We start from the raw sequence: 20,283 nt of genomic DNA, 5'->3' as shown, positions 1-20,283 counted from the left end.
GGCGTCAGGTCGACCACGTACTCGTCCCTCGGCCCGGTGCGCGCAGCGGGGCGCCGACGGGGTAGCGCCGGAATGGCCGGCGGACTGAACAGTTCGATCGCGCGCCAGCACTTCAGCAGGGCCTGCCGCCGACCACCCTGCGCGTGTCTGCTCCGCACCCCACTGCCCCCGTGTCGCACGTGCGGCATCTTGTCGCTCCCCTGAAGATCAGCCGTGTCGCCGAATCTACCGGACCGTCATCGGGCTGAGCCCCGATCAGAGCGGCCTGCGACGCCGGAACGTCCAGGGACACAGCGTCGGTTCGGCCGACTCGGGCCTGGAGCGGGAAGACGCAAGGGGCGTGATGGAACTCCTGTGGTCGCCGACTGTCGGGAGCAGCCAGGGAGGTCTCGTACGACCGTGTCGCGGGCGGAGGTGCCTCTCTCCTGTACGGACGTCATGTTCAGTGCCCTTCGGGCCGCGACCAGGCCCGGAGCAGATAGCCGACCAGACCGGCGGCGATGATGATGCCGACGACTTTCTCCGTACTCACGCGTGCCTCGTCTCCCCGCCTACCGAACCCCGGCGCACACCAAGGGAATCGCAGTCAACGACCGCTGATGCCCTGGCAGCACCTCCGTTGATGCGTTCCTGGCGCACTGGGCACGCGATATTGACGCTGCGCGTCTGTACGCCGCCCACGAGATCGGAGGACACCACCCGCCGGAACCTCCGGCGCTTCCTCGACCTGGCCACGGGAGATGCGTCAACTGGCTGCTCCGGCTCGCTTCGCCGGGTCGCCGACGGCGAAGCGCGTGAACTCGTGCTCGGGGCGGAAGCCTGCGTGCCAGGCCAGCAGGCGGGAGGAGCGGTCACCGGCGCCGACGGTCCAACTGGGGGTACGGCGGCGGGCGGCGATGTCGAAGCAGAGAGCGTGCACGCAGGCGAGCACCGCGGGCCGCAGCCGCGGATCCGGCACGCTCGCGCAGGCGATGTCCTCGTACTCGGAGCCCAGGAAGTAGGTGCAGGCGAGGGCCACGATCCGGCCCTGGTGGAACGCCGCCCAGGCGTAGCCGGAGCGAGCGAAAGGGTGCGGTCCGCCCCAGGTGCGCAGGATCCAGTGCATGGCAGGCGGGAGCCGGTGCAGGGCACGGCCGTCGCGTCCGGTCAACCGCCGTACGGTCACCTCGTGCGGGGGTCGGGCGGGGGGTGTCGCGGACCGTTTGACGTACACGATCCGCTGCCAGGGCCTGACCGGCTCGAACGAGGCCGCGATGAGGGGGCGGAAGGGTTCGGGTGCCTCGATGGTGCAGCCGGCGAACCGGGCGAGGTCGGCCGGGACCAGCGCGTCCGGCTCGCCGCGCAGCAGCACGTGGTCGCCGCACTCCACGGCTATGGCGCGGGGCCGGACGGCACGGTCGGCCCACCAGCGGCCCTTGTCGGTGCTCAGTACGTGCTCCGTCAGGGCGGCCGAGCCGGGCGGTCCGGCGGGGAACCAGCGGACGAGGGCCGGGAGCCGGCGGGTCGGCAGGTTGATCACGAACTCTCCTCCTGAGTGGGGACGGACGACGGCGGGGCGGCTCGTGGGGAGGCCGCCCCGCCGGGGTGGTGGAGCTACTGGCCGGGCTTGCGGCCGTGGTTGGCGCCCTTCCTGCGGCGGGTCCTCTTCTTGCGTGCGCGCTTGGACATCGGGGTGGCTTTCTCTTCGGTGCTTTCAGCCGGTGTGGCTGACGAGCAGGTCGGCGAGCTTGGTGAGGCGCTTGACGGTTCGCTCCTCGGTGGCGACGGGGGCGGGCGCGACGCACCGGTCACGGTCGTAGTAGGCGCCGTTGACGATCTCGGTGGCCGGGTCGACCAGGCGTACGACGTGCCCGGCGCCTTCGGCGGCGGTCTCGCCCTCGTTGCCGTACAGGTGGAGGAGCCCGGTGTCGCAGACGCCCGGGTGGACGGATACGGCGGTCACGCGTGGGTCCGACGCGAAGACGGTGAGGGCGAGTTGGGACTGGGCGTAGGCGGCGAGGCGGGAGTAGCGGCGCAGCCGGTGCGGGTCGTTCCACTGGATGGCCGCGGTGCGGTGCAGGGAGGAGGAGACGTTGACGACGCGGCCGCCGGGCGCATTCGTCAGGGCGTCCTGCAGGAGGTTGGTGAGGAGGTACGCGGCCAGGAAGTTGACCTGGAGGGCGATCTCGTTGCCGTCCGCGGTGAGGGTGTGCCGTTCCGGCGCGGCCATGCCGGCGTTGTTGACCAGGCAGAACAGGTCGGGGTGTGCACGGTTGACCGTGCGGGCCAGGGATTCGACCTCGTCGAGGTGGGTGAAGTCCGCGGCGAGCGGCACGAGTCGGGACGAGTCGATGCCGGAGGTGGCGACCAGCGCGTCTGCGGCGGCCTGGGCCTCTGCGGGCGTGCGGCCGTGCATGAGGACGGTGGCACCCCGTTCGGCGAGCTGACGGGCGGCCTCGTAGCCGATCCCGGCGGTCGCACCGGTGACGAGGACGGAACGTCCGGACAGGGTGGAGGACATGGTGGGTTCCTTGGGTGTGAAGGGACGCATGGTGAGGGATGCTCCGGGCCGGTCCCCGTTGGGACAGGAAGCGGCCACCGGCGTGTGCGCCAGATCAGCGGCGCACACGCGGTGAGCAGGACGGGAGGTCCGGAGACGAGGGCTGTCCGCGGCTGCCGCTGCGTCGGCGCGGACGCGCCGGGCGGTGCCGTCGGGAGCGGTGCGGTCGGCTCAGCCGGCCGTGGGGGCAGCGGGCGCCGCCGGCGTCACCGTATGAGGTGGCCGGTCCTCGTAGCGCGGGCCGCTGTTCATGACCGGTATCCCAGCGCATCGGCCCGGCGCTCGGCAAGCCCTGATGTCCCGCTTTGACACGCTTCATACGCCGGAGGCCGCACGGCGTACGAAGGCCGTCAAGGCCTGTTCGGCGCCCGAGGTCCGGCACGCGAGGTCCGGCACGCGGGGGACGCAGCCGGTTCGCCGCGCGCGGCTCAGCCGGTCGCCGACGAGGGCGGCTCCGACGGTCGTGTGGTGGCGGCGCCGGCGACGGGCAGGGAGAGGACCATGGTGAGGCCGCCGCCGGGGGTGTCCTCGGCGGTGAGGGTGCCGCCGAGGGCTTCGGTGAAGCCGCGGGCGACGGCGAGGCCCAGCCCGACGCCGGTGCCGCGCGGGGCGTCGCCGTGGCGCTGGAAGGGTTCGAAGATGCGGTCCTTGGCATCGTCGGGGACGCCGGGACCGCGGTCGACCACGCGGAGTTCGACCCGGTCGGCGAGGGAGCTGGCGGCTACCAGCACGGGTGTGCCCCCGGGACTGTATTTGACCGCGTTCTCGACGATGTTGGCGGCGGCGCGCTCCAGGAGTCCGCGGTCGACGGCGACCATGGGAAGGGTCTCGGGGATGTCGAGCACGACACTGTCCTCGGGTACGCCGCCCAGGGCCATCGGGACGACCTCGTCGAGGTCGGTCTCCCGGATGAGCGGGACGACCGTGCCCGTGTTGAGGCGGGACATGTCGAGGAGGTTGCCGATGAGGTGGCCGAGGCGGTCCGCGCCTTCCTCGATTCCTTCGAGGAGTTCGGCCTTGTCCTGCTCGGACCACTCGACGTCGTCGGAGCGCAGGGAGGTGACGGAGGCCTTGATGCCGGCCAGCGGGGTGCGCAGGTCGTGGCTGACCGCGGCGAGGAGCGCGGTGCGGATGCGGCCGGCCTCTTCGAGTTCGCGGGCCTTGGCGGCCTCGTCGACCAGGCGTTGCCGGTCGAGGACGACGGCGGCCTGGGCGGCGAAGGCGCCGAGGACGCGCCGGTCCTCGGCGGGCAGGACCCGGCCGGACAGGACGAGGGCCAGATGGTCGCCGATCGGCATGTCGACGTCGGCGTCCTCGGGCCTGGTGACCGGTTCGCTTCCGACGGCAGCCGCGGTGGTCCAGGCGTCGACCTCGCCGGCTCGTTCGAGCAGGGCGGCGGAGCGCATGGCGAAGGTCTCGCGGAGCCGTTCGAGCAGGGCTTGGAGCGAGTCCTCGCCGCGCAGGACGCTGCCGGCGAGGAAGGAGAGGGTCTCGGACTCGGCGCGCAGCCGGGCGGCCTGGTGCGTGCGTCGGGCCGCCAGGTCCACGACGGAGGCCACGGAAACGGCTACCCCCACGAAGATCGCGATGGCGACGATGTTGCGCGGGTCGGAGATCGTGAGCTGGTAGAGGGGAGGGGTGAAGAAGTAGTTGAGCAGGAGGGAGCCGACGGCCGCGGAGGCCAGCGCGGGCAGCAGCCCGCCGAGGAGCGCGGCCGCGACCGTGCAGGTGAGGAAGAGCAGCATGTCGTTCGCGAGCCCGAGCTCGGGAAGGACCCCGCTGAGCAGCAGGGTGAGCAGGGCAGGGCCGAGGACACCGGTGAGCCAGCCCCAGAGGATGCGGGTACGTCCGAGTCGGGCGCCTCGGGCGACGGGCAGGCCCCGGCCCGTGGCGACGGCGTCGTGGGTGACGAGGTGGACGTCGATGTCGGGCCCCGACTCCCGGGCCACGGTCGCGCTCACGCCGGGCCCGAAGACGTACTGCCAGGGCTTGCGGCGGCTGACGCCGAGCACGATCTGGGTGGCGTTGACCCCGCGGGCGAACTCCAGCAGGGCGGTGGCGACGTCGTCGCCTATGACGTGGTGGAAGGTGCCGCCGAGGTCTTCGACGAGGGTGCGCTGGACGGCGAGTTCCTTGGGGGAGGCGGAGGTGAGGCCGTCGCTGGCCGCGATGTAGACGGCCAGGACCTCACCGCCGGCGCCCTTCTCGGCCAGCCGGGCGGCGCGGCGGATGAGCGTACGGCCCTCGGGCCCGCCGGTGAGTCCCACGACGATGCGTTCGCGGGCCTGCCAGGTGGTGCGGATGTCGTGCTCGCCGCGGTACTGCTGGAGGTATTCGTCCACCCGGTCGGCGACCCAGAGGAGGGCGAGTTCGCGCAGGGCGGTGAGGTTGCCGGGGCGGAAGTAGTTGGACAGGGCGGCGTCGACCTTGTCGGACTTGTACACGTTGCCGTGCGCCATGCGCCGGCGCAGGGCCTGTGGCGACATGTCGACCAGCTCGATCTGGTCGGCCCGCCGGACGACCTCGTCCGGCACGGTCTCGCGCTGGCGCACGCCCGTGATCGTCTCGACGACGTCGCCGAGGGATTCGAGGTGCTGGATGTTGACGGTGGAGACGACGTCGATGCCGGCCTGGAGGAGCTCTTCGACGTCCTGCCAGCGCTTCGGGTTGCGCGAGCCGGGGACGTTGGAGTGCGCGAGTTCGTCGACGAGGACCACGGAGGGCCGGCGGGCCAGGATCGCGTCGGTGTCCATCTCCGTGAAGGACGCACCCCGGTACTCGATCGCACGCCGCGCGACCGTCTCCAGGCCGTGCAGCATCACCTCGGTCCGAGGCCGGTCGTGGTGCTCGACGAAGCCGACCACGCAGTCGGTGCCGCGCTCGGTGCGGCGGTGGGCCTCGGAGAGCATCGAGTAGGTCTTGCCGACGCCCGGTGCCGCGCCGAGGTAGATCCGAAGCTTTCCGCGTCCCATGATCCGATTCTTCCGAGGTGTGGCGTTGTCACCAGGAGGTGCTGTCGGCCGGCCCGCTGCGGGCGGCGTTCACGGTTCGAAGCGGTAGCCCATCCCCGCCTCGGTGACCAGGTACCGCGGGCTGGAGGGGTCGGGCTCCAACTTCCTGCGGAGCTGGGCCATGTAGACCCGGAGGTAGTTGGTGTTCTCGGCGTACGTGGGCCCCCAGACCTCGAGCAGCAGCTTGCGCTGGCTGACGAGGTGCCCGGGGTGGGTGACGAGGATTTCCAACAGGTGCCATTCGGTCGGGGTGAGCCGTACGGTCCGCTCGCCGCGCCGGACCTTCTTGGCGGCCAGGTCGACGGAGAAGTCCTCCGTGGTGACGATGACGACCTCGTCGGGCCGGTCCGGGCCCTCCTGGCGCCGGGTGGCGGCCCGCAACCGGGCCAGGAGCTCGTCCATGCTGAAGGGCTTCGTCACGTAGTCGTCGGCGCCCGCGTCCAGCGCGCGGATCTTGTCCTCGGACGTGTGCCGGGCGGAGAGGACGAGGATGGGCACCCGGCTCCAGCCCCGTACGCCCTTGATCACGTCGATGCCGTCCATGTCGGGCAGTCCGAGGTCGAGGATGATGACGTCCGGCTTGTCGGCGGCGGCGAGTCTGAGGGCCGCGGTGCCGTTGGTCGCCTGCTCGACGTCGAACTTGCGTGCTTGGAGGTTGATCTTCAGCGCGCGGACGAGCTGCGGGTCGTCCTCCACCACGAGCACCCGGGTCATCGGTGTGCAGCCTTTCCTTCGGTTCTCGATGTGGCGGGGAGCCCGGCGGAAGGGGCGGTCCTGTCCGCTCCTGCGCCGGGCTCCCACTGCCGCCGTGGGGCGGTTCAGCCCTTGGCCGTCAGGCCCTTGAGCGCGATGTTGAGCTTGAGGACGTTGACCGTGGGCTCGCCCATGAAGCCGAGCGTGCGGCCCTCGGTGTTGTCCGTGACCAGCTTCTCGACCTGCTGGACGTCCAGGCCGTTCTTCTCGGCGACGCGATGGACCTGGAGCCGGGCGTACTCCGGTGAGATGTCGGGGTCCAGGCCGGAGCCGGAGGAGGTGACCGCGTCGGCGGGTACGTCCTGGGGCCTGACCTGGTAGCCGGCGGTGGAGTTGTCGGCGACCACGGCCGCCTTGGCGGCCTCGACCAGCTTGACGAGGTCGGGGTTGTCGGCGGCCTTGTTGGTGGCGCCGGACAGGATGAGGGAGTACTGGGTGTTGACGCTGTTGGTGCCGAGGCCGTTGGAGGGGCGGGGCTGGAACCAGTGGAGGTCCGGCCGGGTGGCCTCGTCGGCGTCGTTCGGGTCCTTCTTGGGCAGGTCGTAGGTCTGCCCGATGAGGGAGGAACCGACGACCCTGCCGCGCGCGTCGGTGATCTCGGAGCCGTTGGCCTTGTCGTGGAAGAGGGCCTGGGCGATCCCGGTGACGGCGAGCGGGTAGAGCACGCCGCACACGACCGTCAGGACCAGCAGGGCCCGCAGACCCGCTCCGACCAGACGTGCGGTGCTCGATACGGAAGAGTTCATTGCCGATCAGCCGATTCCGGGGATGAGGGAGATGAGCAGGTCGATGAGCTTGATGCCGATGAACGGGGCGATCAGGCCGCCGAGGCCGTAGAGGCCGAGGTTGCGGCGGAGCATCTTGTCGGCGCTGGTCGGCTTGTACTGGACGCCCTTGAGGGCGAGCGGCACCAGGGCGATGATGATCAGCGCGTTGAAGATCACCGCGGAGAGGATGGCCGACTCGGGGGAGGCGAGGCCCATGATGTTGAGCTTGTCCAGGCCCGGGTAGACCACGGCGAACATGGCCGGGATGATCGCGAAGTACTTGGCGACGTCGTTGGCGATGGAGAAGGTGGTCAGGGCGCCCCGGGTGATCAGGAGCTGCTTGCCGATCTCGACGATCTCGATGAGTTTGGTGGGGTTGGAGTCCAGGTCCACCATGTTCCCGGCCTCCTTGGCGGCCGAGGTGCCGGTGTTCATCGCGACGCCGACGTCCGCCTGGGCCAGGGCCGGGGCGTCGTTGGTGCCGTCGCCGGTCATCGCGACCAGCTTGCCGCCGGCCTGCTCCCGCTTGATGAGGGCCATCTTGTCCTCGGGGGTGGCCTCGGCGAGGAAGTCGTCCACCCCCGCCTCCTCGGCGATGGCCTTGGCGGTCAGCGGGTTGTCGCCGGTGATCATGACGGTCTTGATGCCCATCCGGCGCAGCTCGTCGAACCGTTCGCGCATGCCCTCCTTGACGACGTCCTTGAGGTGGATGACGCCCAGGACGCGGGCGCCGTCGGCGTCCTCGACGGCGACCAGCAGCGGGGTGCCGCCGGCCTGGGAGATCGTGTCGGTGAGGGTCTGGGCGTCGGCCGCGACGGTGCCGCCGCGTTCGTTCACCCAGGCGATGACGGAGCCGGTGGCGCCCTTGCGGACCTTGCGGCCGTCGACGTCGACGCCCGACATGCGGGTCTGGGCGGTGAAGGCGATCCACTCCGCGTGGGTGAGTTCGCCCTGGTGGCGTTCGCGCAGGCCGTACTTCTCCTTGGCGAGGACCACGATCGAGCGCCCCTCGGGGGTCTCGTCGGCGAGCGAGGAGAGCTGGGCGGCGTCGGCCACCTCGGCCTCGGTGGTGCCCTTGACGGGGACGAACTCGGCGGCCTGCCGGTTGCCGAGGGTGATGGTGCCGGTCTTGTCGAGCAGCAGGGTGGAGACGTCACCGGCGGCTTCCACCGCGCGGCCGGACATGGCGAGCACGTTGCGCTGGACCAGCCGGTCCATGCCGGCGATGCCGATGGCGGAGAGCAGCGCGCCGATGGTAGTGGGGATGAGGCAGACCAGCAGGGCGGTCAGCACGATCATCGACTGCTTCGCCCCGGCGTAGATGGCGAAGGGCTGGAGGGTGACGACGGCGAGCAGGAAGACGATGGTGAGGGACGCCAGCAGGATGTTGAGGGCGATCTCGTTGGGCGTCTTCTGCCGGGCCGCGCCTTCGACCAGGTTGATCATGCGGTCGATGAAGGTCTCGCCGGGCTTGGTCGTGATCTTGACGACGATCCGGTCGGAGAGGACCTTCGTCCCGCCGGTGACGGCCGAGCGGTCGCCGCCCGACTCGCGGATCACGGGCGCGGACTCGCCGGTGATGGCGGACTCGTCGACGGAGGCCACGCCCTCGACGACGTCGCCGTCGCCGGGAATGATGTCGCCGGCCTCGCAGACCACCAGGTCGCCGATCCTCAGATCGGTGCCGGGGACCTGCTCCTCCGCCGTGCCGTCCCGGGTCAGGCGGCGGGCGACGGTGTCGGTCTTGGCCTTGCGCAGGGTGTCGGCCTGGGCCTTGCCGCGGCCCTCGGCGACGGCCTCGGCGAGGTTGGCGAAGATCGTGGTCAGCCACAGCCAGGCCGTGATGGCCCAGCCGAACCAGTCGGTCGGGTCCTTGACGGCGAGGACGGTGGTGAGCACCGAGCCGATCTCGACCACGAACATGACCGGGGACTTGACCATCACCCGGGGGTCGAGCTTGCGGACCGCGTCCGGGAAGGACGTCAGCAGCTGCTTGGGGTCGAAGAGGCCGCCGCCCACGCGTCCCTCGCCCGGCTTGTGGCCGGTGGGGGCGTCCTGGTGCGGGGCGGGGGCGGAAGTGGTTGTGGACATGGCGTTCTGCTTCTTTACGTCCGTGGTCATGACGCCAGTCCTTCGGCGAGCGGGCCCAGCGCGAGGGCCGGGAAGTAGGTCAGACCGGTGATGATGACGATCGTGCCGACGAGGAGGCCGGCGTAGAGCGGCTTGTCGGTGCGCAGGGTGCCGGCCGTCTCGGGGACGGGCTTCTGCTCGGCGAGCGAGCCGGCCAGCGCGAGGACGAACACCATGGGCAGGAAGCGGCCCAGGAGCATGGCCAGGCCGATCGTGGAGTTGTACCACTGGGTGTCGGCGTTCAGGCCGCCGAAGGCGGAGCCGTTGTTGTTGGCGCCCGAGGTGTAGGCGTACAGGACCTCGGAGAAGCCGTGCGCACCGGAGTTGAGCATCGAGTGCGGCGGGGTGGGCAGGGCCATGGCCGCGGCGGTGAAGCACAGGACGAGGGCCGGGGTGATCAGGATGTAGCAGGCGGCGAACTTGATCTCGCGGGTGCCGATCTTCTTGCCGAGGTACTCGGGGGTGCGGCCGACCATGAGACCGGCGATGAACACCGCGATGACCGCCATCACGAGCATGCCGTAGAGGCCGGAGCCGACGCCGCCGGGGGCGATCTCGCCGAGCTGCATGCCGAGCAGCTGGATGCCGCCGCCGAGGCCGGTGAAGGAGGAGTGGAAGCCGTCCACCGCACCGGTCGAGGTGAGGGTGGTGGCGACCGAGAAGATCGACGTGGCGCCGATCCCGAAGCGGTTCTCCTTGCCCTCCATCGCCCCGCCGGCCGCCTGGAGCGCCGGGCCGTGGTGGGAGAACTCGGTCCACATCATCAGCGCGGTGAAGCCGAGCCAGATGACCGCCATGGTCGCGAGGATCGCGTAACCCTGCTTGACGCTGCCGACGAGCTTGCCGAAGGTGCGGGTCAGGGCGAAGGGGATGACGAGGATCAGGAAGATCTCGAAGAGGTTGGAGAACGGCGTGGGGTTCTCGAAGGGGTGGGCGGAGTTGGCGTTGAAGTAGCCGCCGCCGTTGGTGCCCAGCTCCTTGATGACCTCCTGGGAGGCCACCGCGCCGCCGTTCCACTGCTGGGTGCCGCCCAAGAACTGGCCGACCTCGTGGATCCCGGCGAAGTTCTGGATGGCGCCGCAGGCGACCAGCACGATCGCGCCGACGACGGAGAGCGGCAGCAGGATGCGGACGGTGCCGCGGACCAGGTCGGCCCAGAAATTGCCCAGCTCCCCGGTGCGGGAGCGGGCGAAGCCGCGTACGAGGGCGACGGCGACGGCCATGCCGACGGCCGCGGAGACGAAGTTCTGCACCGCCAGGCCGCCGGTCTGCACGACGTGGCCCATGGCCTGCTCACCCGCGTACGACTGCCAGTTGGTGTTGGCCACGAAGGACGCGGCGGTGTTGAAGGCCTGGTCCGGGTCGATGGCGGCGAAGCCGAGCGAGCCGGGCAGCACGCCCTGGAGCCGCTGCAGGGCGTAGAGGAACAGCACGCCCACGGCGGAGAAGGCGAGGACGCCCCGCAGGTACGCGGTCCAGCGCATCTCCGTGGTGGGGTCGGCACCGATGGCCTTGTAGATCCACTTCTCCGGGCGGTAGTGCTTCTCGGAGGAGTAGACCCGGGCCATGTAGTCGCCGAGCGGGCGGTACGCGAGGGCCAGGGCGGCGATCAGGGCGAGGAGCTGGAGCACGCCGGCGATCTGGGGACTCATGTCGGCTCAGAACCTCTCCGGCTTGACGAGGGCGAGGACGAGGTACCCGAGCAGGGCGACGGCCACGATGAGGCCGACGATGTTCTCGACGGTCACAGCTTGGTCACCCCCCGGGCGATGAGAGCCACCAGCGCGAAGACCGCGATCGTGGTGACGACGAAGGCCAGATCGGCCATCGTGAGCTCCTGATGAAGTGATGAATGGAATCGGCCGGACTGGCCGAGACCGAGCAAACCGTGTGGCAGGGGCCGCGTCAGGACGCCTTGATGAGCTCCATACGGGTGCACCGGAACCTTTAACGCGGCCCTGACGCCGACTGCCGAGAAGTGCGGGTTTCCTCCCCTCCGGGCCGCTCCGGCCGTGTCGAGGGCGGCACCGGCCCAGCGCGGCCAGGGCGGGACCGGCTCGGGTGCGGGGGAGTTCCTGACGCGTCCCGTACGCCGGGCCGGGAGCCGCGTATGAAACACGTGAAGAGCCGTGGGAGCGGCGTATGGATCTCGCCAAGACGGCTGGCGGTGGTGGTGCGGGGCTTCGACGCTGTGCTCACTTTGCTCACTTCGGAGGAACACGGCGACATGGCCACACACACAGGAAAACCGACGTCCGCCGGACAGGGGCCGGGCCAGGAAGAGCCCCCCGACACCGGCGCCGCGCCGGCTGCGGACGAGGGGGAGCGGCACAAGCTGACCGCCCTCCAGGGGCTGGCCGCCCTGTCGCTGGACGCCATGGCCTCGGTGGCCTACGGACCCGAGTCCATCGTGCTCGTCCTCGCGGCCGCCGGCGCCCACGGCCTCGGCTTCACCCTCCCGGTGACCGTGGCGATCGCCGCGCTGCTGGCCGTCCTGGTGGCCTCGTACCGCCAGGTCATCGCCGCCTTCCCGGACGGCGGCGGCTCCTACGCCGTGGCCAAGCGGCACCTCGGACGGCGTACCAGCCTGGTCGCCGCCGCCTCGCTGATCCTCGACTACGTGCTCAACGTCGCGGTCTCGGTCACCGCGGGCACGGCCGCCCTGACCTCCGCCTTCCCCGGCCTGTACGGGGACCGGGGGTGGATCTGCCTCGGTGTGCTGGTCCTCGTCACCGCCGTCAACCTGCGCGGGGTGGTGGACTCCGCCAAGGCCTTCCTGGTCCCCACCGCCGTCTTCGTCGGCTCGATCCTCGCCATGATCGCCGTGGGCCTGTTCCGGGACGGGCTGGTCTCCACCGAGACCGCGGCCGGACACGCCTCCGCCCTCGGCGAGGGTGCCACCACCGTCGGTGCCCTGCTCCTGCTCAAGGCCTTCGCCGCCGGCTGCTCCGCCCTCACCGGCGTCGAGGCCGTGGCCAACGCGGTGCCGTCCTTCCGCGCCCCGGCCGCCCGCCGCGCCCAGCGCACCGAGGTCGCCCTCGGCGCCCTGCTCGGCGTGATGCTCATCGGCCTGTCGGTGCTGATCGGCCGCTTCCACCTCCAGCCGGTCGAGGGCGTGACCGTCCTGGCTCAGCTCGCCGACGCCTCCTTCGGCCACAACGCCGCCTTCTACGTGGTCCAGTTCGCCACCGTGGTGCTGCTCGCCCTCGCCGCCAACACCTCCTTCGGCGGCCTGCCCGTCCTGATGGGCCTGCTCGCCCGGGACAACTTCCTGCCGCACGTCTTCGCCCTCAAGGCAGACCGGCAGGTCCACCGGCACGGGGTCGTCTGGCTGGCCGTGGTCTCGGCCGTGCTCCTCGTGTTCTCGGGCGGCGACGCGAACACCCTGGTGCCGCTCTTCGCCATCGGCGTGTTCGTCGGCTTCACGATCTGCCAGGTCGGCATGGTCCGGCACTGGGCGCTGGAGCGGCCCGCCGGCTGGCGGGGGAAGGCGGCGCTGAACGGCTTCGGTGCCCTCCTGACCGGTGTCTCGGCGGTCGTGGTGACCGCGACCAAGTTCACCGAGGGCGCCTGGCTGATCGTCGTCGCGCTGCCGCTGCTCGTCCTCGCCTTCGAGAAGGTGCACCGCACGTACGGGCGGATCGGCGAGCGGCTGGAGCTCGGCCGCATCCCCCGGGCCCCCGAACGCTCCCGCTCCCTGGTCGTCGTACCCGTCTCAGGGCTGTCGCTGCTGACCTGCCGGGCCCTGACCGCGGCCCGCTCCCTCGGCGACGAAGTCCTCGCGGTGACCGTCACCCATCACACCCTCGAGGACCGCCGGACCGCGGAGGCGCTGCGCCGCGACTGGGAGCTGTGGAACCCGGGCGTCGAGCTCGTCGAACTCCCCTCGCCCACCCGCTCCCTGGGCCGCCCCGTCTCCGGGTACGTCCGGGCGCTGGCGGAGCGGCAGCCCGGCACCCAGGTCACCGTCCTGATCCCGGAGACCGAGCCGGAGCGGCTGTGGCAGCGGCTCCTGCAGAACCAGCGCGGCTCGGTGGTCGCCCATGCCGTCCGCCGGGACACCGACGCGGTGATCTGCCGACTGCGGTTCCGCATCGCGGCCGGTGCGCGGCGCTGACGTGCCCGTGACGGCCGCCTGGCGCATTCCGTGCGGCTGTCGGCTGATTGCGCTGCGCCACCGGGAGGAAGAGCGTTAAGGGCGCGTCAGGATTTCATCAGACGAGGCTATAGACGTATCGGTCGAGTTTCCGATGCGTACGCTGGCTCGGCCGTCGAGGTCGATGGCTGAATCCTTGCCGTACGACGGGAGCGACCCCACGATGGCCACCCCTGCCCGCAGCACGCGCCTGCGCGCGTGGCTGCTGGAAGGCTTGACCGACCAGCGCCACAAACAGCAGCAGCAGCCGGAGACCGCGCACGAGGGCCGCCCGTGGTGGCGCGTGATGTGCCTGACCGGCCTCGACTACTTCTCGACCCTCGGCTACCAGCCGGGCATCGCCGCCCTGGCGGCCGGTCTGCTCTCGCCGCTGGCGACGATCGTGCTGGTGGTGCTGACACTGCTGGGGGCGCTGCCCGTCTACCGCCGGGTGGCGGAGGAGAGCCCGCACGGCGAGGGCTCGATCGCGATGCTGGAGCGGCTGCTGTCGTTCTGGAAGGGCAAGTTGTTCGTCCTGACCCTGCTGGGCTTCGCGGCGACCGACTTCCTGATCACGATCACGCTCTCGGCGGCCGACGCCACCGCGCACATGGTCGAGAACCCGCACCTGACCGCCACCCTCGACGGCCACCAGGTACTGATCACGCTGATCCTGATCGCCCTGCTGGGCGGCGTGTTCCTGAAGGGCTTCAGCGAGGCCATCGGCGTGGCCGTGGTGCTGGTCTTCTCCTACCTCGCCCTCAACGTCGTCGTCATCGGCGTCGGCCTGTGGCAGGTCCTCTCCGAGCCGCACGTGATCACCGACTGGAAGCAGGCGCTGGTCACCGAGCACGGCAACCCGTTCATGATGATCGCCATCGCCCTCGTCGTCTTCCCGAAGCTGGCCCTGGGCCTGTCCGGGTTCGAGACCGGTGTCGCGGTCATGCCGCACGTCGCGGGCTCCCCCGACGACACGGACGAGAAGCCCGCCGGCCGGATCCGCGGCACGAAGAAGCTGCTGACCACGGCCGCCGTGATCATGAGCGTCTTCCTCATCACCAGCAGCTTCGTCACCACGCTCCTGATCCCCGCCGACCAGTTCAAGACCGGCGGCGAGGCCAACGGCCGCGCCCTGGCCTACCTGGCCCACGAGCACCTGGGCTCCGCCTTCGGCACCGTCTACGACGTCTCCACGATCTGCATCCTGTGGTTCGCCGGCGCCTCCGCCATGGCCGGCCTGCTCAACCTGATGCCGCGCTACCTGCCCCGGTACGGCATGGCCCCGCACTGGGCCCGCGCGCTGCGCCCCATGGTCATCGTCTTCACCCTGATCGCCTTCCTGGTGACCTGGCTCTTCGACGCGGACGTCGACGCCCAGGGCGGCGCGTACGCCACCGGTGTCCTGGTCCTGATCACCTCGGCCGCCGTCGCGGTGACCATCGCCGCCCGCAAGGCCGGCGAACGCGGCTGGACCATCGGCTTCGGGGTCATCGCGGCCGTCTTCATCTACACCACGGCGATCAACGTCGCCGAACGCCCCGACGGTGTGAAGATCGGCGCCTGCTTCATCGCCGGCATCATGGCCCTCTCGCTGCTCTCCCGCCTCGCCCGGGTGTTCGAGCTGCGCGTCACGGACATCGAGTTCGACGACATGGCGCAGCGGTTCATCCGCGACACCGCCAACCGCACGATCCGCTTCATCGCCAACGAGCCCGACAGCCGCGACGCCGAGGAGTACCGGCAGAAGAAGGCGCAGATCCGCGCGGACAACGACATCCCGTCCGAGGACGACGTCGTCTTCGTCGAGGTGACCGTCCTGGACGCGTCAGAGTTCGAATCGGGCATGCGGGTGCGCGGCGAGGTCCTGCACGACCGCTACCGGGTCCTGACCCTGGAGAGCTCCAGCATCCCCAACGCGCTCGCCGCGCTGCTGCTCCACGTACGGGACGAGACCGGGCAGCGGCCGCACATCTACTTCGAGTGGACCGAGGGCAACCCGATGGCCAACTTCTTCCGGTTCTTCCTCTTCGGGCAGGGCGAGGTCGCCCCCGTCACCCGCGAGGTCATCCGGGAGGCCGAGCCGGACCGCAGCCGCCGGCCCCACGTCCACGCCGGCTGACCGTTCCGTACGGACAGCCCCGTCCCGGTGGCCCCGCAGGCGCGGGGCCACCGGGACTCTCATGTGGGCGCGGGCTACTCGCCGATGTCGCGTCGGCGCAGGTCCGCCAGGGTTTCGCGGCGTACGAGGAGCCTTGCGGCGCCCTCGTGGACCGCGACCACGGGAGGCCGGCCGACCATGTTGTAGCCGGAGGCCATCGACAGCTGGTACGCGCCGGCGACCGGTACGGCGATCAGGTCGCCGGGCCGGACGTCGCCGGGCAGTGCCACGCCGGCGGCGAGCACGTCCCCGGCCTCGCAGTGCCGCCCCACCACCGTGGCGGGCCGGGGCGCCGCCGGGGTGCGGCCGATCAGCCGGGGCGCGTACCGGACCCCGTACAGGGCGGGCCGGGGGTTGTCGCTCATGCCGCCGTCGACGGCCACGAACACGGTGTCCCCGGTGCTCTTGACGGCGAGGACCCGGTACACGGCGACCCCGGCCGGCCCCACGACGGCCCGGCCCGGCTCGATGACCAGGCGGGGCACGGGCAGCCCGGCGGCCGCGCAGCCCTCGGCCAGCGCGCCGCGGAGCCTGCGCGCGAGGGCGGTGACGTCCAGGGCGGCCTCGCCCGGGCGGTAGGCGATGCCGTGGCCGCCGCCGAGGTCCAGCTCGGGCAGCACGCGGCCGTGTTCGTCGCGGATGCGGGCCAGCAGCCCGACCATGCGCCGGAGCGCGGTCAGGTAGGGCTCGACCTCGGTGATCTGGGAGCCGATGTGGCAGTGCAGCCCGGCCAGTTCCAGGCCCGGCTGGGACAGGACGTGGGCGACGGCGCTGAGCGCGGACCCGTCGGTGAGGGAGAGGCCGAACTTCTGCCCGTCCGTGCCGGTGCGGATCTTGTCGTGGCCGCCGGCCGAGACGCCCGGTACCACCCGCACCAGCACCTTCTGGCGCCCGGCGGGCCCGACGGCGGCGGCGATGCGGGCGATCTCCGACGGGCTGTCGATGACGATCCGCCCGACCCCCAGCCGCAGGGCGCTGTCCAGGTCCCGGGGCGACTTGGCGTTGCCGTGCAGCACGATCCGCCCGGGCGGGAAGCCGGCCAGGACGGCCAGCTCCAGCTCGCCGGCCGAGCACGCGTCCAGGCCCAGCCCCTCCTCGTCGACCCAGCGCACCATCGCGCGGGAGAGGAAGGCCTTGGCCGCGTACAGGACCTCGGCGTCCGGGAAGGCCGCCCGGTACGTCCGGCAGCGCTCGCGCACCTCGCCCTCGTCCAGCACGTAGACCGGCGTGCCGAAGCGCTCCGCCGCCTCGGCGAGGTCCACCCCGCCGACGGCCAGGCCGCCATGGCCGAGCCGGGTCGTGGAGGCCGGCCAGACCGACAGGTCGTCGGTGCCGGAGTCCGGGGTCGGTACCACCGCGGTCGTCATCGTGCCGTCTCCGTCTCCCGTGAGGCCGGGGCCGGGGCTGTGACCGGAGCGCTCGGGACCGGACCGGCCGCGGGCGGTCCCGCGACCGGGGGAGCGGTCAGCGTCGGGTCGACGGTCAGCAGGCCCGCTCCGAGGGGCTCGGCCAGTGCCCGCAGCGCGGGCTCGGAGAGCCTGATCCAGGGGTGACCGGCGCCGAGGGTGGCGGTCAGCCGGTCGGGGTCGGTGAAGCCGACGGCGGTGCGTGCGCCCAGCGGGGTGCGGAACAGGCGCACCACGACCTCCGCCCTTCCCGGCCGGACGGGGACGTGGAGGAGTCCGGCCGGGACGCGTTCTTCGGGCTCGGGATCGTCGTCGTACTGGAAGAGGCACATGGGCCCTCCTGAAGGAGCCGTGGCAGGAAGCTGATGCGTGCCCCGGACGCGGGGAGGCGTCCGGGGCGGCTCTCGGAAGCTATCCCCGCCCGCCGCCCCCCGCGGCCAGCCCCTGACGGGATCCTGACGGCGACCGCCGCAGTCCATACGGATCGCTGACGACGGGACCGCCGCGGCGTCCTCAACGCCTCAGAACCACGCCCGACCGCATCAGGAGGCCGTCAGCGGGACCGGCTCCCCGGACGGCCCGCGCCCCGGCTGCGCGACGCCACGACCGGGAGGCCGGCGCTGTCAGTGGGCTGCGGCATGATGCGCGGCATGTGACGGCCCGTCCGACCGCGGGCCGTCGGGGCCGTCGGCTGTCCGGGGAGGGTGCTGTGCGCAGGCCGGTCGCAGGTGTCGTGCATGTTCACTACGGTCAGATCTACGTCGTGAGCGATCCGGACGACGAGGTCCCGGAGATGGCCGAGGCGTTCGCGGGCCAGAGCGGGGGGTTGTGCGGCGCGGCGGTGCCCGGCGCGCTCTGGCTGATCACCGGACTGCACACGGGCCACGTCGGGTTCGTCGTGGAGGTCCACGACGAGGAACCTCCGCTGGACACGGAGTGGGAGGACGTGGTGGAGGTGTCCTTCCGTCCGGTGTCGGAACGCACCAGCCTGGTGGAGTGGTCGGGCGAGGACGTGGGGGACCTGGATCTCGCGCAGACCGACTACCGGGTGCGGTACTGCGCCCAGCGGATGGACGAGGGTGGGCAGCTCGACACGAGAATGGCGGAGGAGCCGGAGGTGGACCGCTACCTCCTGCAGTTCTGGCCCGCGCCGCCGCGTGCGGACCTGGTGGTCCGCCAGACCGCGCAGGACGCCGCCTACTGGCACGCCTACGCGCGCGACCTTCCGCCACCGCCCACCCCCGAGGAACGCGCCGCGGCCGAACTCCTGGCCCGCCAGGAGGAGGAGCGGGAGGCCGAGGAGCGGCGACTGGACCACGAGCGAGCGGAGTGGGGCGGTCGGCTGCCGAGCGACGCACTGCGCGCGGTCAGCGAAAACGCCCACGGTCTCCTCCGCTTCGACAGCGATCTGGTGCACGCGCTCGACGACGCAGGGGCCGAGGTCCAGCGCGCGGTGGCGTCGCTGGCCGCCCGGCGGGCCTGCGAGGCGGCCGGCCTGACCGGCCTCCCGTGGATCACCAGGGCGCTCGCCGCGGTGACGGAGAGGCGTCCCCTGCCGCCGCCGTTCGACGACCCGGACCGGATGTGGGAGACCCTGAGTTCCGATCCCCAGGTCCCGGATCGGACGGTGCGGCCGGCGGTGCCTCCGCCGTGGCTGCCGGACCGGCCGGAGATGTCTCCGGCGGTGGTGTGGACGCGGTCGGACGGCGGTCCGTGCCGCCCCGGACGCATCGCACAGCCGTATTTCGCCCTTTCCGCCGTGGTCGCCGCCGCCGACCCCGACCCACTGACGGCGGCGTTGGAGGCGGTGTGGCACGCGGTGGCCACGTACGGCGAGCACTACCCGGAGCTGCTGCGCGGGATCTGGGCGGCGTGTGCCGACAGGGGAGAGCAGGAGGCGGACGAGACGTCCCCCGGGGGTGGGCGTAGGCCGTCGGGTAGCGTGGGGCGGCGCTGAGGGACCAGGGGGGAGGGCGTCGATGGATGCTGAGGAGAGCGTGCGGCGGTACGGGCTGCGGCCCGTCGGGGCGGAGCTCGAGGAGGTCCGGGGGCTGCTGCGCGAGCACGCGGCGCGTGAGCGTGGCGGGCAGGGCGACGGGGACACCGAGCTGATGAGGCTCTGCTGCTACCAGCTGTTCCGCAACGGCGACCTCGACGACGTGCTCCTGGTCTGGAGCGCGAAGCAGGCCAGCTTCGACGCGGCCTGCTCGATCGACGCCGAGTTCCTGCTGGGGCGCGGCCTCGACGCGACCAAGGCGTACCTCACGGCCCACCCCGCACCCGCTGCGGCGGCGGCGCTGAAGAGGCTGTGCGAGCTCGAGGCCCAGGGGCAGTTCGAGGACTTCTCGGTGGCGGAGCGCTCCGCCTCCTACGACCGGTATTACGCCGACTGACGACCGGGCGGCGGATCCCGGCCCCGCCGCGGAGTCCCGGAGCCAGGCCCCATTCCCGCGGGCCGCACCACGCCCTAGACTGCGACCGCTCCAGAACCTGACGATCTTCGGGAGGGCGTGCACGATGAACCGAGTCCTGGTCAGCGCTTTAGCGGCGGTGGCGTTGGTCGCGTCCGGGGGGAGCGTGGCCACCGCTTCCGATGGCGCTCCGCCGCGCACCACGCACGGCCCGTGCCAGTACACGCAGACCCCGGACGAGCCGCCGGCGCGCCCCGTGCCGCTGCCGCCCGACCCGCGGCGCACGCCCGCTCGCGGCACGGTCGCGATGGCCGTTCCGACCAGCCAGGGTGCGCTCCCGCTGCGGCTGGACCGGGCCAAGGCGCCCTGCACGGTGCAGAGTTTCCTGCACCTGGCGCGGCACGGCTTCTACGACCGCACGGTGTGCCACCGGCTGACGGCGTACCCGACCCTGAAGGTCCTGCAGTGCGGCGACCCGACCGGTACCGGTGAGGGCGGGCCCGGGTACAAGTACAAGGACGAGCTCCCGGTGGACCTGCCGCCGGCGCCGACCGACCCGACCGGCACCCGCCGCCTCTACGGGCGCGGCCTGCTGGCGATGGCCAACGCCGGTCCGGACACGAACGGTTCGCAGTTCTTCGTGGTCTACGGCGACTCCGCGCTGCGGCCGAACTACACGGTCTTCGGCACGGTCGGTGCCGACGGCCTGAAGACGCTCGACAAGGTCGCCGCCGGCGGCATCGCGCCGACCGCCGAGGAGCCGGCACCGGTCGACGGCACGCCCGTGCTGCGCACCGAACTGCTCCGCGTCCGGCCGGCCTGCCGCCACTGACGCACTCCGCGCGGCCACGGGCCGCGCACCCGTCGTCCGGCCCCCGCCCAACGGCCCCGGGCGGGCGCCCCCGCCCCGCCGCCGGCCCCCCCCCCCGCCCCCCCCCCCCCCCCCCCCCCCCCCCCCCCCCCCCCCCCCCCC

The 20,283-nt window shown here is 71.9% G+C and carries 16 protein-coding genes; 5 read left to right on the top strand and 11 right to left on the bottom strand.

Going from position 1 to position 20,283, the window contains the following annotated elements:
* Nucleotides 1-442: 442 nt before the first annotated feature.
* The 9 genes from AB0O40_RS14950 to kdpF form a co-directional block, all read right to left on the bottom strand.
* Entirely contained in the window at nucleotides 443-532 is a 90-nt protein-coding gene (locus AB0O40_RS14950; RefSeq protein WP_365040380.1) for a K(+)-transporting ATPase subunit F, read from the bottom strand.
* A 213-nt stretch (nucleotides 533-745) separates the two neighbouring features.
* Nucleotides 746-1,519 carry a GNAT family N-acetyltransferase gene (locus tag AB0O40_RS14945; protein ID WP_365040377.1) on the bottom strand — a complete coding sequence of 258 codons (774 nt, stop codon included), beginning with the start codon at nucleotides 1,517-1,519 and terminating at the stop codon, nucleotides 746-748.
* A 174-nt stretch (nucleotides 1,520-1,693) separates the two neighbouring features.
* Nucleotides 1,694-2,500: an SDR family NAD(P)-dependent oxidoreductase gene (locus AB0O40_RS14940; protein ID WP_365040374.1), complete on the bottom strand. Its 807-nt coding sequence runs from the start codon at nucleotides 2,498-2,500 to the stop codon at nucleotides 1,694-1,696.
* A gap of 467 nt (nucleotides 2,501-2,967) precedes the next feature.
* Nucleotides 2,968-5,511 (bottom strand): sensor histidine kinase KdpD, encoded by a 2,544-nt coding sequence (locus AB0O40_RS14935; RefSeq protein ID WP_365040371.1) that lies wholly within the window; start codon nucleotides 5,509-5,511, stop codon nucleotides 2,968-2,970.
* Nucleotides 5,512-5,580: 69 nt separating this feature from the next.
* Nucleotides 5,581-6,264: a response regulator gene (locus AB0O40_RS14930; RefSeq protein ID WP_365040368.1), complete on the bottom strand. Its 684-nt coding sequence runs from the start codon at nucleotides 6,262-6,264 to the stop codon at nucleotides 5,581-5,583.
* A 104-nt stretch (nucleotides 6,265-6,368) separates the two neighbouring features.
* Complete coding sequence (locus AB0O40_RS14925) at nucleotides 6,369-7,049, bottom strand: potassium-transporting ATPase subunit C (RefSeq protein ID WP_365040365.1); 681 nt, start codon at nucleotides 7,047-7,049, stop codon at nucleotides 6,369-6,371.
* A gap of 6 nt (nucleotides 7,050-7,055) precedes the next feature.
* Nucleotides 7,056-9,191, bottom strand: coding sequence for a potassium-transporting ATPase subunit KdpB (gene kdpB / locus AB0O40_RS14920; protein WP_365040362.1), 2,136 nt, complete (start codon nucleotides 9,189-9,191; stop codon nucleotides 7,056-7,058).
* Entirely contained in the window at nucleotides 9,188-10,852 is a 1,665-nt protein-coding gene (kdpA, locus tag AB0O40_RS14915) for a potassium-transporting ATPase subunit KdpA (RefSeq protein WP_365040359.1), read from the bottom strand. Before kdpA ends, kdpB begins: the two co-directional genes overlap by 4 nt.
* Nucleotides 10,853-10,858: 6 nt before the next feature.
* The gene (gene kdpF, locus AB0O40_RS14910) at nucleotides 10,859-10,948 is read right to left on the bottom strand and encodes a K(+)-transporting ATPase subunit F (protein ID WP_365040356.1); all 90 of its coding nucleotides are present in this window, start codon (nucleotides 10,946-10,948) and stop codon (nucleotides 10,859-10,861) included.
* Between the two features lie 479 nt (nucleotides 10,949-11,427).
* On the opposite strand from kdpF, the gene AB0O40_RS14905 reads away from it, so the two are divergent.
* Both AB0O40_RS14905 and AB0O40_RS14900 read left to right on the top strand, forming a co-directional pair.
* Nucleotides 11,428-13,317 carry an APC family permease gene (locus AB0O40_RS14905; protein WP_365040353.1) on the top strand — a complete coding sequence of 630 codons (1,890 nt, stop codon included), beginning with the start codon at nucleotides 11,428-11,430 and terminating at the stop codon, nucleotides 13,315-13,317.
* 202 nt (nucleotides 13,318-13,519) lie between these two features.
* Nucleotides 13,520-15,454 carry an amino acid transporter gene (locus tag AB0O40_RS14900; RefSeq protein ID WP_365040497.1) on the top strand — a complete coding sequence of 645 codons (1,935 nt, stop codon included), beginning with the start codon at nucleotides 13,520-13,522 and terminating at the stop codon, nucleotides 15,452-15,454.
* A gap of 74 nt (nucleotides 15,455-15,528) precedes the next feature.
* Here AB0O40_RS14900 and lysA read toward each other — a convergent pair whose 3' ends face one another.
* Both lysA and AB0O40_RS14890 read right to left on the bottom strand, forming a co-directional pair.
* Nucleotides 15,529-16,860, bottom strand: a complete 1,332-nt coding sequence (gene lysA, locus AB0O40_RS14895; protein WP_365040350.1) for a diaminopimelate decarboxylase — start codon at nucleotides 16,858-16,860, stop codon at nucleotides 15,529-15,531.
* Nucleotides 16,857-17,231, bottom strand: a complete 375-nt coding sequence (locus tag AB0O40_RS14890; protein ID WP_365040347.1) for an SAV_915 family protein — start codon at nucleotides 17,229-17,231, stop codon at nucleotides 16,857-16,859. The genes lysA and AB0O40_RS14890 overlap by 4 nt, the downstream gene beginning before the upstream one ends.
* A gap of 431 nt (nucleotides 17,232-17,662) precedes the next feature.
* Here AB0O40_RS14890 and AB0O40_RS14885 point away from each other — a divergent pair, with 431 nt between their 5' ends.
* The 3 genes from AB0O40_RS14885 (at nucleotide 17,663) to AB0O40_RS14875 (ending at nucleotide 20,142) form a co-directional block, all read left to right on the top strand.
* Complete coding sequence (locus AB0O40_RS14885) at nucleotides 17,663-18,856, top strand: hypothetical protein (RefSeq protein ID WP_365040345.1); 1,194 nt, start codon at nucleotides 17,663-17,665, stop codon at nucleotides 18,854-18,856.
* A 22-nt stretch (nucleotides 18,857-18,878) separates the two neighbouring features.
* The gene (locus AB0O40_RS14880) at nucleotides 18,879-19,292 is read left to right on the top strand and encodes a hypothetical protein (protein ID WP_365040343.1); all 414 of its coding nucleotides are present in this window, start codon (nucleotides 18,879-18,881) and stop codon (nucleotides 19,290-19,292) included.
* 325 nt (nucleotides 19,293-19,617) lie between these two features.
* Nucleotides 19,618-20,142, top strand: a complete 525-nt coding sequence (locus tag AB0O40_RS14875) for a peptidylprolyl isomerase (RefSeq protein WP_365040341.1) — start codon at nucleotides 19,618-19,620, stop codon at nucleotides 20,140-20,142.
* Nucleotides 20,143-20,283: the final 141 nt, after the last annotated feature.

It is taken from the genome of Streptomyces sp. NPDC089919 (assembly GCF_040684615.1).
Lineage (GTDB): Bacteria > Actinomycetota > Actinomycetes > Streptomycetales > Streptomycetaceae > Streptomyces.
The sequence above is the reverse complement of the archived record's forward strand: the minus strand, read 5'-3'. Positions and strand labels throughout refer to the sequence as shown.

What these genes read in the sequence shown, in the direction of transcription:
- kdpA (WP_365040359.1), bottom strand. Translation starts at nt 10,852, where the DNA reads ATGAGTCCCCAGATCGCCGGCGTGCTCCAGCTCCTCGCCCTGATCGCC.
- AB0O40_RS14940 (WP_365040374.1), bottom strand. Translation starts at nt 2,500, where the DNA reads ATGTCCTCCACCCTGTCCGGACGTTCCGTCCTCGTCACCGGTGCGACC.
- AB0O40_RS14905 (WP_365040353.1), top strand. Translation starts at nt 11,428, where the DNA reads ATGGCCACACACACAGGAAAACCGACGTCCGCCGGACAGGGGCCGGGC.
- AB0O40_RS14890 (WP_365040347.1), bottom strand. Translation starts at nt 17,231, where the DNA reads ATGTGCCTCTTCCAGTACGACGACGATCCCGAGCCCGAAGAACGCGTC.
- AB0O40_RS14935 (WP_365040371.1), bottom strand. Translation starts at nt 5,511, where the DNA reads ATGGGACGCGGAAAGCTTCGGATCTACCTCGGCGCGGCACCGGGCGTC.
- AB0O40_RS14875 (WP_365040341.1), top strand. Translation starts at nt 19,618, where the DNA reads ATGGCCGTTCCGACCAGCCAGGGTGCGCTCCCGCTGCGGCTGGACCGG.
- AB0O40_RS14925 (WP_365040365.1), bottom strand. Translation starts at nt 7,049, where the DNA reads ATGAACTCTTCCGTATCGAGCACCGCACGTCTGGTCGGAGCGGGTCTG.
- lysA (WP_365040350.1), bottom strand. Translation starts at nt 16,860, where the DNA reads ATGACGACCGCGGTGGTACCGACCCCGGACTCCGGCACCGACGACCTG.
- AB0O40_RS14930 (WP_365040368.1), bottom strand. Translation starts at nt 6,264, where the DNA reads ATGACCCGGGTGCTCGTGGTGGAGGACGACCCGCAGCTCGTCCGCGCG.
- AB0O40_RS14900 (WP_365040497.1), top strand. Translation starts at nt 13,520, where the DNA reads ATGGCCACCCCTGCCCGCAGCACGCGCCTGCGCGCGTGGCTGCTGGAA.
- kdpB (WP_365040362.1), bottom strand. Translation starts at nt 9,191, where the DNA reads ATGACCACGGACGTAAAGAAGCAGAACGCCATGTCCACAACCACTTCC.
- AB0O40_RS14880 (WP_365040343.1), top strand. Translation starts at nt 18,879, where the DNA reads ATGGATGCTGAGGAGAGCGTGCGGCGGTACGGGCTGCGGCCCGTCGGG.